The sequence below is a fragment of the Nostoc sp. genome, assembly GCF_041747015.1.
Lineage (GTDB): Bacteria > Cyanobacteriota > Cyanobacteriia > Cyanobacteriales > Nostocaceae > Nostoc.
The window spans coordinates 1-13,544 of sequence record NZ_JBGTFY010000245.1 but is presented as its reverse complement, the minus strand read 5'-3'; the positions used below and the strand labels follow the sequence as shown (position 1 = coordinate 13,544).

General features: G+C 40.3%; 12 protein-coding genes and 2 pseudogenes. 7 read left to right on the top strand and 7 right to left on the bottom strand.

Annotated features, from left to right (window positions below; genetic code table 11):
• Positions 1-66: 66 nt before the first annotated feature.
• On the bottom strand, positions 67-378 hold the full coding sequence (locus ACEW80_RS20310) for a DUF3007 family protein (RefSeq protein WP_373528325.1): 312 nt from the start codon (positions 376-378) through the stop codon (positions 67-69).
• Positions 379-402: 24 nt separating this feature from the next.
• Positions 403-624: pseudogene (gene ndhL, locus ACEW80_RS20305) on the bottom strand (NAD(P)H-quinone oxidoreductase subunit L); the annotation flags it as partial.
• 1,009 nt (positions 625-1,633) lie between these two features.
• Between ndhL and ACEW80_RS20300 the strand changes: the two are divergent.
• Positions 1,634-2,956 (top strand): hypothetical protein, encoded by a 1,323-nt coding sequence (locus ACEW80_RS20300; protein ID WP_373528324.1) that lies wholly within the window; start codon positions 1,634-1,636, stop codon positions 2,954-2,956.
• A gap of 12 nt (positions 2,957-2,968) precedes the next feature.
• Here ACEW80_RS20300 and ACEW80_RS20295 read toward each other — a convergent pair whose 3' ends face one another.
• Positions 2,969-3,889: a lysylphosphatidylglycerol synthase domain-containing protein gene (locus ACEW80_RS20295; protein WP_373528323.1), complete on the bottom strand. Its 921-nt coding sequence runs from the start codon at positions 3,887-3,889 to the stop codon at positions 2,969-2,971.
• A gap of 346 nt (positions 3,890-4,235) precedes the next feature.
• Between ACEW80_RS20295 and ACEW80_RS20290 the strand changes: the two genes are divergently transcribed.
• Both ACEW80_RS20290 and ACEW80_RS20285 read left to right on the top strand, forming a co-directional pair.
• On the top strand, positions 4,236-4,802 hold the full coding sequence (locus tag ACEW80_RS20290; protein ID WP_373528322.1) for a DUF6658 family protein: 567 nt from the start codon (positions 4,236-4,238) through the stop codon (positions 4,800-4,802).
• A gap of 99 nt (positions 4,803-4,901) precedes the next feature.
• Positions 4,902-5,534 carry a hypothetical protein gene (locus ACEW80_RS20285; protein WP_373528321.1) on the top strand — a complete coding sequence of 211 codons (633 nt, stop codon included), beginning with the start codon at positions 4,902-4,904 and terminating at the stop codon, positions 5,532-5,534.
• 824 nt (positions 5,535-6,358) lie between these two features.
• Here ACEW80_RS20285 and ACEW80_RS20280 read toward each other — a convergent pair.
• Positions 6,359-7,231, bottom strand: coding sequence for an S-methyl-5'-thioadenosine phosphorylase (locus tag ACEW80_RS20280; protein WP_373528320.1), 873 nt, complete (start codon positions 7,229-7,231; stop codon positions 6,359-6,361).
• Between the two features lie 346 nt (positions 7,232-7,577).
• Here ACEW80_RS20280 and bchM point away from each other — a divergent pair, with 346 nt between their 5' ends.
• From bchM to ACEW80_RS20265, 3 genes are all read left to right on the top strand, one after another.
• Positions 7,578-8,264 carry a magnesium protoporphyrin IX methyltransferase gene (bchM, locus tag ACEW80_RS20275; protein ID WP_373528319.1) on the top strand — a complete coding sequence of 229 codons (687 nt, stop codon included), beginning with the start codon at positions 7,578-7,580 and terminating at the stop codon, positions 8,262-8,264.
• Between the two features lie 181 nt (positions 8,265-8,445).
• Positions 8,446-8,925, top strand: coding sequence for a hypothetical protein (locus ACEW80_RS20270; protein WP_373528318.1), 480 nt, complete (start codon positions 8,446-8,448; stop codon positions 8,923-8,925).
• Between the two features lie 50 nt (positions 8,926-8,975).
• Entirely contained in the window at positions 8,976-9,356 is a 381-nt protein-coding gene (locus ACEW80_RS20265; RefSeq protein WP_373528317.1) for a DUF423 domain-containing protein, read from the top strand.
• Between the two features lie 170 nt (positions 9,357-9,526).
• Here ACEW80_RS20265 and argC read toward each other — a convergent pair whose 3' ends face one another.
• Both argC and ACEW80_RS20255 read right to left on the bottom strand, forming a co-directional pair.
• Positions 9,527-10,522, bottom strand: coding sequence for an N-acetyl-gamma-glutamyl-phosphate reductase (gene argC / locus ACEW80_RS20260; RefSeq protein ID WP_373528316.1), 996 nt, complete (start codon positions 10,520-10,522; stop codon positions 9,527-9,529).
• A gap of 107 nt (positions 10,523-10,629) precedes the next feature.
• Positions 10,630-11,231: pseudogene (locus tag ACEW80_RS20255) on the bottom strand (hypothetical protein).
• A gap of 1,128 nt (positions 11,232-12,359) precedes the next feature.
• Between ACEW80_RS20255 and ACEW80_RS20250 the strand changes: the two are divergent.
• Positions 12,360-12,674 (top strand): hypothetical protein, encoded by a 315-nt coding sequence (locus tag ACEW80_RS20250; protein WP_373528315.1) that lies wholly within the window; start codon positions 12,360-12,362, stop codon positions 12,672-12,674.
• 183 nt (positions 12,675-12,857) lie between these two features.
• Here ACEW80_RS20250 and ACEW80_RS20245 read toward each other — a convergent pair.
• On the bottom strand, positions 12,858-13,544 hold a 687-nt coding region (locus ACEW80_RS20245; protein ID WP_373528314.1), incomplete at its 5' end, for an L-histidine N(alpha)-methyltransferase.

Below are 13,544 nucleotides of genomic sequence, written 5' to 3'. Positions count from 1 at the left end.
TTGGTCAATAGTCAGTTGTCATTGGTCATTCATAACTAGACAAAGGACAACTGACCAATGATAACTTTACACCTGAGATTGCTCTTCTTGTTCTATTTCAGCTTGAATTCGTGCTAGCTCTTCGGGAGTAAGCTCATCTAGCCGCTTTTGCAGAAAGTTTTGCTCATACTGTTCCCGCTGTTGGTGGTAGGTCATTTTTTGTCCCGCCGCACGGAAAAAATAGGTGGCTAACCAGCCAACTAACCCACTAACTAGTAAGACTTGGCTCCATATACCAGCTTTTTGATTATCCAAACCAACTAGCTGCAATCCGAAGTATGCCAAACCGCCGGTAATAAAAACACCCAAGCCAATTCCAATAGCGTCAATCCGTCGCATGAGAGTTATGACCTACCAATTTCGTTAAACTTCAATTTGTCGCCGTTGGGGTCGAAAATTTACAAACGGCGATAGAACCAACAAACCCGGAAAGAAGAAGAACACCAAAAAGTACATAAAGACACGCTCGATGGAGCTAGCTACATACCAACGCTGTTTCAGGTACAGCAAGACAGCGATCGGGATTACTAGAAGGTAAGCTCCAGCCAAAATCAGATACAGCAGGGCGACAATCATAACTTTTTTGTCTAAAGCATCTGTTTTCCATCATAGGCTGAAGAGCCAGACTCAGCGAAGTATAATCATGATGCTTTTAATATAACTGCGCCAGAATTCCTCATTTATGTCCAGATTGATTTACAAAAGGTAATATTGTGCTATTATGATAAATCCACTAGCAAACAGATGCTTTAGTCAAACAAGAAGGGAAATGTTTATCCAGATTGATTACAAGGAAACAAAGAAGACTTCCAACTCTAGAAAACAATCGTACAATCAATGTGAAAAAAATATTTTTAATCTAGTTGGACAAAAGACACAATTGATGGTGGAATAGATAAGGAAGTGTTTACTGCCTCCACAAAATAACTAGTTGTACTAGTTGTCAAATAGCAACGGGGGCGTGGCGGAATGGTAGACGCTACGGACTTAGATAACTGAGCCTTGAAGGAGAAATCCCTCAAGTGGAAGCTCTCAAACTCAGGGAAACCTAAATCTGGTGACAGACATGGCAATCCTGAGCCAAGCCGAAGGAAGTGCTGAGTGCTGAGTAAATTCAAAACTCATAACTATTCGGAAGGTGCAGAGACCCGACGGGAGCTACCCTAACGTTAAGTCGAGGGTAAAGGGAGAGTCCAATTCTTAAAACCTGACCTTAGTAAAATCATCAGGTAGCAGTGAAAACTGCGGGAGAATGAAAATCCGTTGACCTTAAACGGTCGTGTGGGTTCAAGTCCCTCCACCCCCATTTAAAATTCCAAAAGACTCCTATAGAGGCTATGGGCGGGTTGTATTTAACATATATCAACTCGCCCATTCTTCTATGTATGGCATTTAATTTTTAACCTAAGTAATTTTACTTAACTATTTGATGAAGTACTAAACAATTTGTGTTTAATACTTTATTTATAGTCCGAGTTTATCAATTTTGTGTAAAAAGATTACTGAATCTCTGAAGAATAGATTGATGCTACTGTTCACTCAGGTTAAGCTGATAATAATATGAACAGGAAGCATTTTTATCCTGATAACTGGAATGACCGCTAAGAGTTTATCAATTAGTCAGGGATATCCGCATTGTATTACGTCTAAATCTAGACCGCTAAATGTGCAAATTTCACAGGAGGAGGTTTATAGCTTCTTCGGGGAAATTGTCAAAAAGTTGTCGCCAGATGATACTTTACGGGAATTCAAAACTTTATTTATAGAGGGTCTGGATTCACAGGACTCTCATTATATACCTGGGATATACAGAATTTTTTTAGATAATAACGAACAGGAGTTTTGTAATACACTGAAGCGGTGTATTTATATAATAATTAACAATTGGATAACCAATAGAAAAGATAAATATATCAAAGAATTAGTTAATTTATTTGCTAATGAAAATCTGACAGTAAAAACCAATAGTTTTCCAGCGATAAATATTTCTAAAAGATGGCTAAATAATTTCATCAACAGCAAAGACTATCAAGAACTAAAATTATTTGCTGCTAAATATGAGGAATCATCTAAAGGTCATTGGGCTAATCGCTACACTTCCTATTTATTAATCGATCAATCTGTTAATAAAAATAATCCAATAGAGCAACAAGAGGCTGCTAGAAGGCTTTCTAGACAGATAAAAGACAAATTTAAGTTTGAACTAGCAATGTATATTGCTCGTTCTCAATCTGCCGCCTCAAGTACAACACGCTACAATAATCCCAGTATTTTGGGAGATAATGCACTGCGTTTAATAAAAGCAATTGTTTTAAAAAGAGGTGTATTTAGTCATGAAAATATTGCCAATATATTTATCAAGCAAACTCAAGAGCAAACTCTTGAAGAATTTAAAAAAAGTATAGAAAAATATATATTTTTTTCTGTAGATAATCAAGAATTGGTCGAGAGTTTGCGGCAGCAGTTCGCAAAGAATTTATCTTCATGGAAGAAAGATTATAATCAAGAAATTCTCACTAAAGAATTCTTCTTGAGAACCTGTAATCGAGTGATTGATTGTTTAACAACAGAAAATGGCAAAGAACCTTCGTCATTATTTATAATATTGCTTACCCAAGGCCACTCTCTAACACTGGTGATTATACTGCTAAAGACTATTTTGATTTGTAGAAACTCCCGTAGGCATTTAGAAATTAGGATTGCTAATTTGATTCGTTATTACGAAAAATATCCTGAAGATGAGTGTAAGTGGGTAATCAATTTTATGGAAGTTTTTAATATCACGTTTGCAATTTACACAGAAAACGTAGAATATAACTTGATTAAGATGAAAGAAGAGGAGCAAAGCAGTAATCCGCAGTTTAACCTGGATGATTATCGGGTGTTTTCACAGATGAAGGTAGATAGACAAAAATGAGTTTTGCCTGATTCATGAATTAGCAAGGCGTTCGTCTAACCAAGCGAAGGCAGCACCCGCAGTTTCAGCGAGGATACTAATAAGGCGATATAAAGCGATCGCACTAAATACTATAGCAGAGGGAAAGTTGTGTCGCAAAAGTTCATAGGCAGTCGCTTCAAACACACCTAACCCCCCAGGCGCACCCGGAATGATAAACCCCAACAACCAAGCGCAGCTAAAAGCCCCCAACAACAAAGGAATTTGATTCACATTTAACGAATCCAGGGCGAATATAGTTAATATAAACCCGGTGGCGCGTAGTCCCAAAAAGCCCACTTCTCCTAATAAAGGCCGTAGGGGATACTTTTTAAGAGTGAAGGGAACAATTGACTCAGTGGTGACATCAGACTTTTTTGCTTTCAATCTGTACAAAAAACGAATAACTGGGTTTAAAAACCAGGGATGAATCGCACAAAGGACTACAGTTAAACTCAGCAATTGTAGTATTTGCAGAATAAGGGTAGTATTGGCTGCCGCAAATTGGCTACTGCATAGGATAATGATGATTAAAGCAGCCGCTAGCATGAGTAGCGGTTCCAGCAAAACGCTTAAGGTGGCTGCACCAGCAGAAACATTGGCATTTTTGGCGGCGACAATTCGCCCATAGTGATGCCAGATATTGCCTGGTAAATATTTAGCTATGTTCGTTTTGAGGTAAACTTGGATGAACTGGGAAGATGATACGGGTTGATTTAACTCTTGAAGAATCCAAGTCCAGATCCAGCCTGCCCAAGTATGTGCTAGTAATGTTACCCCTGTAGCGATCGCTATAATTGACCACCCTACCCCATCAATGCGGATACCAGTCACTTCAATCCAATTATCCTTCAGAGCTTTCCCTAAAAAAAACAGCGTTCCCCCCAAAATTATCCAGCGTAAAAATTGCTTCATTAATTTAGTAATTTAACGGTTAGAGCAACAAGGACTGAATGCCTCAACTATTACAGTTCATCGGCTACCTATCCAAAGCTTTTGAAGTATTAAACAAGTCTATGTAGTTCTTTTTACGAAAACTATATTATTTTATTTTATATCTCTCTAGAGTTAGATAAAAATATTATATCTATACTAATTAAAATGTGGCCTGCGCTAGAGGTAAAGTTAATTTTATAATTCATATCCTTGATAGAGGTTATCAAAGCTTAAAAAACCAAAATAAGCATAATAACTTGCTGATGAATCCAATGATTCAGCAAAGTTTTAGCTTATTAATAAACATTTTGGTAAGGAGGACTACATGAACGCTGTAAGAGTATTCTTGAAAAAAATAAGATTGCGCCAGATATTAACTATCTTCTTAGCTGGATTATTGTTGATAGTTAGCACTGCTTGTAGTGGGGCAAATGCTCAAGGTGCAAATCCACAAAATCCTGCTGTCCAAGCTGGGGGAGCAAACAATCCTTATAAGAATGGTGGAGACAAGTATACCAACTACAGAATGTCTACCGATCCAAAAATAGCAAACCCAAAAGCCAATCAGGGAGACGACCAAGCTAGTTTACAACCAAGTTCGCAATTGTTGATTGCTGCAAATACAGAATCCAAGCTACTTTATCCTGGTGCTGAGACACCAGCAGGTCGAGTTCAGAAGGAAGCAGAACTGCCAATCATCACGGCCAAGGACTTCCAACAACCTGAACCAGGTGGTTTGATTCAGAATGAACCAGATTTAGGAACTCGGCTTCAAGAGCGTCTTGACACTGTAACAGAGGCTGTTGAAGAAGCTTCCGGCTTTTTGAAAGATAAGGCAGATGAAGCGAACGCCAGACCTGAATTACAAAAAAATCCAGCAGTTGGCAGATAAAAGTCTTATTATGTCTTAGTGCTTAGGATTGGAAATCAATTCTAAATGCCATCTTGGTTGAAGTTTAACTTAGTCACAAAAATGCAAGGAGTTACGACTATGAAAAAATCAATGACTTGGCTGAAAAACATTCGTCCCTTGAAGGTTTTAACTGTTTTTTTTGCAGGAATATTTATATTTCTGACACAAGCTTGTGGAGATCCAGGAGTAGCAACACAGCCAGCCCAGCCTGATGTTCAATCACCTTATTCCAAACGATACGATCCCACAAAAGATTATCCTCTCTCTTCTCCTGCTGGTGGGATAAATAACTTTAGTGATGTAGATCCCAGAGCGAAAGATGAAAAGGCAGCGAATGATAGAGGTGATGCCTTAGCAAAAAATGCTCAAAAAAATGTTGAGCAGAAAGGAATTGACAGCCAAGAGCAATATGTCAAAAACTACCAACAAGGTACACCACTTGGTGAAAGAGTGAAGAACCTGGGTGAAGATATCAACAGTTCTGCTGAAGAAGTTCGCAAAGGTGTTGTTAAGGGGACTCAGCGAGGAATTGAAAATCTCAAGGGTAATACCCAGAATGCTGCCGAAGACGTGACAAAAAATGTTCAGCGTGGGGCTGAGAATGCTGGTAAGAATGTTCAGCGCACGGCTGAGGATGCTGGTAAGAATGTTCAGCGCACAGCTGAAAATGCAGGCGACGCAGTAAAAAAGACAGTCAGAGACATTGATTGAAATTAGTCATTTAATCTGTTGCAAAAATCTGAAAGTGCCCACAGGCTAAAGTCTGGGGCTACCGAAGTAAAGCCTGCCTACGCAGGCTTTTATGGTTTTAGGTAGCGTTTAATTGCCTGGACATCAGCTTTAAGTCAGTTGATTGTATAGCAATCCGATTTGATTTCTGAAATTATTTGCGTAGGCTGGGAGTGGGGAGTAGGGAAGAAGTCTCTTTGAGTTGTACTGAGTTTGTTCAAAAATCAAATATGAGTCCTATACAGCACTTCCGCCTGCTATGAGGTACGCACACCGTCTCAAAAGTTAGGATAGGAAAGGGATGTGGGTAAAATTGTGCTTCATAATAGCCGGAAGTGCTATATATCAGTGGTGTTGATAGGTTCAAAATCCGTGCCGCGTTGACGCAGCTTCTGCTAGAGAAGCTCGCACTTCTCTAGCAGAAGCTGCGCGAACGGCAGGCTACTGTTAAGGGTTGTGCTTGGGTGCGCGATTATTTGCAAAATAACTCCAATGTGAGTGAGAACGATCGCCATCTATGTGATGATATTGGCACACGCAAATGATCCAATTTTGGATTGGGAATCGCTTTGGTTGATAATAGTGCGATCGCAACTGTATTCTCTGCTAAATACGTTATCAAACATAAACAGGTATTATATCAGCGAGGTCTTGTCTGTCATTAGTTATTTTGTAAGAATTCAGGAGTCAGAACTCAGAAGTTAGAATGGCTGGAAAATCAAGGGTGGTAAGGCTGCTTGATTTTCTTCAAATTATGAAATTGGGATCTCCAATTCTGATAAATTCTGGATTCTGAATTCTTAGTATTACAAATACTTCTGCAACAATAACCCTAACTTTTCCTTCGTCGCTGCTGGTGCTTTATCCAACTGAGTCAAAATCGCATATTGCAACGCCGAATGCGCCTCACTCGGTGGCGGATTTTCACTCAAGCGCCGCACGGTTTCTTGAATCACCTTTTGAGCATTCACAGCATTCCGCAGCAAATTACCAATCACCATCTCCACCGTCACACTGTCATGGTCGGGATGCCAACAATCATAATCTGTCACCAGCGCTAAGGTTGCATAAGCAATTTCCGCTTCCCTTGCCAACTTCGCCTCTGGTAAATTAGTCATGCCAATAATTGTTGCACCCCAACTACGGTAAAGATTTGATTCTGCCTTAGTAGAAAAAGCTGGGCCTTCCATGCAAACATAAGTACCGCCGCGATGGAGAGTAACTTCTGGTAAATTGAGAGATGCGATCGCATCTGCCAACATAACAGCCAAATTCTGACAAATCGGATCACCAAAAGCAATGTGAGCGACAATTCCTTCACCGAAAAACGTTGAAATCCGATTTTTTGTCCGATCAATAAACTGATCTGGCACCACCATATCCAGTGGTTTCGCCTCTGCTTTTAAGGAACCCACAGCACTAGCTGAAATTAAATACTTCACACCCAATTGCTTCATCGCATAGATATTAGCGCGAAACGGTAACTCAGACGGTAAAAGCGTGTGATTGCGGCCATGACGCGCCAAGAAAGCTACCCGTGTATCATCCAAAACCCCCAGAATCAAAGCATCAGATGGTGAACCAAAGGGAGTCTTAACTTGCATCTCTTCTACATCTTTGAGCGCATCCATTTTGTAAAGACCGCTACCACCAATAATCCCAATACTAGCTTGAGCCATGCTCCTGAACCTTTTTAAGTTTTACAAAAATGGCGAAGCGTCAAAAGTAACTTCGATACAGGTATGTTATCAGGAGTTCTGACCAATACGGTTCGGATAACGGAGAAAGGTTTTAAATACATCCTTTACCCCTTAACCTTTTCCCAGACCACAAGGAAAGTGAAGAGTGGTTATCCGAACCGTATTGCAAGTGGTAAGTGTGCATCGCCGGGAAAATGTGGAGATGGTGTTAGTATCAGATGGCAACTATAAAGTGTAAATAAACTAGAAAAATCTGGAAGACCACTCTTATGGATTCCTATCAATGATAATTTTAAACATTGGGAACCCTTAAAAATCAAAGTTTATGAACGCAGCCGACGATAAAACGATTGTTCGCGAGTATTTCAATTCCACAGGGTTTGAGCGTTGGAGGCGAATCTACGGCGATGGCGAAGTCAACAAAATCCAATTAGACATCCGCAATGGACACCAGCAAACTGTGGATACTGTTCTTGGCTGGCTGAAGGCGGATAACAATTTACCAGAGTTATCAATTTGTGATGCAGGCTGTGGTATGGGTAGCCTCAGCATTCCCCTAGCGGTAGATGGTGCCAAAATTTATGCTACTGACATTTCTGAAAAAATGGTAGAAGAAGGCAAAGATAGAGCCATCAAAACTTTGGGAAATGCCGAAAATCCTACTTTTGCTGTGCAGGATTTGGAATCGTTAAGTGGTGGTTATCATACCGTTATTTGCTTAGATGTTCTCATCCACTACCCCCAAGAAAAAGCCGATGAGATGATTTCTCACCTCTGTTCTTTAGCACAGTCGCGGATAATTCTCAGTTTTGCGCCAAAGACTTGCGCTTTGACTATTCTCAAGAAAATTGGCAGTTTCTTTCCTGGGCCAAGTAAAGCCACTCGTGCATATTTGCATCGTGAGGCTGATGTGGTGAAAATTCTAGAAAGTAATGGCTTTTCATTGCAACGAGAGTCGATGACTCGGACTAGCTTCTATTTTTCCCGTCTGCTAGAAGCTATACGTAAGTAAGTTTCAAGTCGCAGCAAGATGAATATTATACCTTTGCTGCGATTTGACAATCTCAAGGCTTAAAACTGGTAGGTATTCCAGGGGCTACCCCTACGCTAGTAGCAAATTAATATACTGGAACCTGGAACCTTTGCAAAAGTCAGGTTAAAATCCTAACAAAGTTCAAATCTGAAGTAGAACTATGAAGACTGCTGAAAAATTGGCTGCTGGTTGGCTACTGACGCTCGGATTCATGTTTTTAACGCTATCAGCAACATCACTATTTGAAAAATTTGCTACACATAAAGCCATCATATTACCCATAGATGAATATGATTTTCCTGCACTAAATGCTACTTATGAAGATAATAATAGTGCTGTTGGTGGTCTAATTTTTGGCGTTCCTACCCTAACACTGGGAACATGGTTAGCACTGGGATTGTACCGTCAAAGTCGGCAGGAAAAAAAGGCACTTAATCAACAAGTTAGCGATCGCCTCCAATCGGTTTTTTATGAGATGCTACAAGAAAATCATGGGCGTGTAACTGTTTTGGGCTTTGCAATGCAGTCACAACTACCCGCAGCCAACGCCAGACAATTTTTAGATGAAAAAGCTAAAGAATTCAATGCAAACTTTAAGGTGAACGAAGAAGGGGCTATATCATATCATTTTGATGTCTAATTGATATCCAATGGCGCGTTAAATCTCACACCAACTTACTGCTAAGTCTAATGACGCAGATTTTTTTGAGCATAGCTGCCGTTTTAGGCGGTTTGTCGGTAGCTGCTGGTGCTTTTGCTTCCCATGCCTTGCGAGAAAAACTTAGTGAGCGAGCGCTAGAAATTTTTGAGACTGGCGCTCGTTACCAAATGTATCATGCTCTGGCACTTTTTCTCGTAGCAGTACTAATTAGTCGCACCGAATTTCCTCAACCTACCCTTGTAATAAGTGGATGGCTTTTCATCATTGGCATTGCTATTTTCTCAGGTAGCTTATACGCCCTTAGCTTAACTGGTATTAAATCTTTAGGAGCCATCGCACCACTAGGCGGTGTAGCCTTTTTAGCCGGTTGGGGTGCTTTAGCTTTTGCTGCTTGGAATCTGAAGTTGTAAAAAAAGTTAGGAATTAAGAGTTAGAAGTGAATGAATTAAAAACTCCTAATTCCTATCTCCATTTGTTAAAGCTCAATTCCCTCCTTTTGACATCGTATTTTATTGCTCTCCTGCTCCCCATTCCATACTTTCAAGCTAGTATCCTCTCAGAAGTCAGGAATTTGAGCCTTTTATGACAAGCCCAACTCTTCTGGAAAACCCAGCATGATGTTTAGGTTTTGGATTGCGGCTCCAGATGCGCCCTTGCCCAGATTGTCAAGACGAGCAACTAGCAACGCTTCTTTGGTAGCGTCATTGGCAAATACAAAAACCTGAACAAAATTGGTGCCGTTGATTGCGTAGGCGTAGCCCGTCGTAGACATCGCATCCAAAAACGTTCCGTCTCTCAGCAGAGTAGAATCTTGAAATGGAATAACCTGCACAAACTTTTCACTTTGGTAGTAGTCAGCAATTGCTTGATGGATAACTTCACCTGATGGTGGATTATCCAAAATCCCCAGCGGCAAAGGCACTTGTACCAGCATTCCCTGCTCAAAATCCCCGACTGCCGGTACAAATAACGGCGGCGATGCTAACCCCGAATACTGATGCATTTCCTGAACGTGCTTATGCCCAAACTGTAAACCGTAGATGCCATAGGGATAGAGTGACTCTGCTCCGGCTTGCTGTTCGTGGAAGGTATGGTACTGCTTAATCAGATTCTTTCCGCCACCAGAATAACCTGACACTGCATTAACGGTAATCGGAAAGTTGCTCTTCAGCAGTCCTTTAGCAATCAACGGACGGATACAAGCCAAGAATCCCGTCGGATAACAGCCCGGATTGCTGACAAACTGGGCACTGGCGATTTTCTCTCGCTGCCCTGGATTGAGTTCAGGGAAGCCGTATACCCAGCCCTTTGCTGTGCGATGGGCACTACTAGCATCAAGGATTTTAACTGTAGTACTACTGACTAAGCTCACAGCTTCGCGGGCTGCGTCATCAGGCAGGCAAAGAATGATAACATCGACAGCATTAATCAGTTTGGCTCGCTCAGTTGCATCCCGACGTTTAGATGCTTCAATGCTAACTAACTCAATGTCATCCCGTTGGTTGAGGCGTGAGTAAATGTGTAAGCCTGTGGTTCCTGATTCTCCATCAATAAAAATCTTCGGTTTAGTTGTCATGCGCTTCTTATATATGAGTGATATTTTGACTGATTAATACTTACTTAACCTCTGGTAAATGAATTATAGAATTAGGAGTTATTTTAATGATCAATTTCTGAATAAAATTAGCCTGCTTTCACCATCCACACCAAAAAGCTCAGAATTGGTTCAATAGGAGGAAGAGGATAATCCATTAAATCAATTGTGACTGTTTGTCCCTCTAGCTTGAGAAATCGCCATTGTGTTCCACTGGTTACAGTACCGTAAATTGCTGTTAAGGGTTGTTCTCTTGCTTGATTGAATCGCTGTGCAGCTAACATTTCTGCAATACATTGTCCGAGTCCAGATTTTAAATCTGATTTTTTCGCCTCAACAATGACAATTGCAGGTGCTTCCACCGTTAATTGTTCAGGTGAACGGCAAAGGAGGAAATCACATACACCGTTGAGTCCAATACTCGCATCAACGTTAAACTCTTCCCCTGAAAACACGCTGATTGAGGAATTAAGGATGCGTCGCACTGCCAGCACTACAGGATTAATAATTACCTCTGAACGAGCTTTTTCTGTATCTACTGCGTTCGCGCAGCGTCTCTTTAGAGAATCGCCCACGGTAAATCCTCTAAAATACCTTGCAGTCTGGAGCTTGGAGCAATAGGTTCAATCGAGTCTGGGAAAAAGCGGACTCCTTCCACAATACTCTTAGAAATCTCAACATTTGGATACAGCGCTACCCGGAAAAACCTACTATTAGCACAACTCAAATCTTCATCTAACCTGCCCAGTAACCGCAGAGATAGAATGGGTTTACCACTAGTTCTAGCAGCAGCTTTGGCTTGTTCTATATCAGTGTACCAGTACAGACGAGAGGCGTAACAGTCCCGTTGTTGGCATAATTCGTCTAAAGCTACCCGAAGTACAGAGGAAGGTATAACTGTACCTGAAGAATCGGTATTTAGCGTATTAGCATGAGATTTGAGAAATACCTGTAACCCACTTGAACCCTGTTTCCGAAGCACAGAAACTTCCTGAGATAGCTTGGAGGTTTCAGGTATTGGAGTTTGAGCATCAGCTGTCTGCAAGAGACTGAAACTGACTAGCATAAATGCGAAGGGATATTTGAAGGTTATAAATTTCATATATTTCTAGAAAAATAGGGGTGCAGGTGTCGCCGTCACTAACTAGAGAGGTCTAGTCTAACTTGTAAGAACTAACAACTGCCCTGAAAGTTTCTGGTGGGGATGGTAAACCTTAAAATATAGACATAATTCTTGTTTAATTGTTGGCTGGTTTGGGTTTACAGCTAAACTTAGCTAGCAATCCTATTTGAATTGTGAAAATTATAATTATCCAATCAATAATTTCATGAATCATTTAGGAGTTTTATGAAAAATTTATATATCTTTTATTTTAGCTACTTAAATATACGAACTAATAGCATTCTTTGCCAAAAATCAGGGGTTTAAAAAAATTCAGTAATATTGCTCTTTCAATAACAACTTAAATACAACTAAATTATTAATAGTTGTGCTGGCTTAGTTGACGAAAAAAACGCCAATTATTCCAGGTGTATCTATTTACAAACTCTCGATAAGACCGATTCAATAATCCTAGAATCACCGTTCTCTTTTTAGAAAAGATGAGGAGGGGTTAGGTTTTTGTTAGTGAATTGATGTAATAAGCTGCATTGAAATGTCAAGAATACACTAGTACTCTGTTCATATAAAATCGCTGTGGCCAGGTTTTATTTGACAACATAATGATTTATCTGGGAAAATCGCGGCTTTATTTCAAACGGCGAATCAACACAACTTCTTGAAGCTTTGAATCTTTATTAACCAATTTGAATAATCCCCATGCAACAATATATTTGTAATCTGCTAGTACTAGTATTAGGAACAAGTTCGATTTTCATAGTTACTCCATCTCAAGCTCAAACTCCTGACAAATCCGACAGGCAAAATACTAATAATATTAGTTCTATATCTTCAAATTCACCTTCCACTATCCAATTGAGTGATTTTGCCAATTCCACCAACAGCAAGCCACCTATCCTCGCTGAGGCAGCTAATAACTCTTCTGCTGCTAATGCCAATATAACTGCAACTAAGCCTCAGCCACGGATTCCTATATTCAGCAGAATTTTTCCCATAACTTCGATGCAGCAATAATCATCGCTTAAAAATTTAGTTTACTCGTTTGGAATAATCGGGAGGTACATTAATATATTATATACATGATATGCAACTTTAACTAGTGAAAATACTAGCCTAGCAAGAGAGAACTATTAGAATCTCTCTTGCTGGATAGGACAAATCTCATCTATATATGAGGCATACTCTAACTTGCTTGCTTTACGCTTGCAGCTGACAGAGCAATAAACCAAACCACTGATTTGGATCTGTCCACACATGAAGAGGTGATAACCCCTGGGCGGTGAGTTGTTGCTTGATAGCATTGAGGTCAAATTTGCGAGAAATTTCGGTGAAGATAGTCTCACCTAGTGCAAAATTAACTTTGAGGTTAAGAGCGCGTAATTCGACAATTTGCGATCGCAGGCTGCGTAGATGCATCTCTATTTGATGCTCACTTTCATTGTAAAACGCCCAGTGTTCAAACTGCATAGTGTCAAAATTTCCCTCAAATCGCTGATTTAAATGCTCCAGCATATTCATGTTAAATGCTGCTGTCACTCCCTGGCTGTCGTTATAAGCTGGTTCCAAAATCTGTTTCGGCTTTCGTAAATCTATTCCCAATAAGAAATACTCACCTACTTGCAGAGCTTCTGTAATTTCACTAAATAAAATATCACACTCACCAGGCGTAAGATTACCTAAAGTGCTACCAATAAAACAAATCATCCGACTGGGTAATTGCCTTGGTAGGAGTTGTGCAAGGGCTAATTCATAGGTTCCCGCCAGGGCACAAACTTGCAGTAAGGGATAATCTCCTAATAACTGCTTGGCGCTACTTTCCAACATACCTGCACACACATCAATCGGTAGGTAGTGCAGGGGATAGCCTAGCCGTTGGTAGGCATC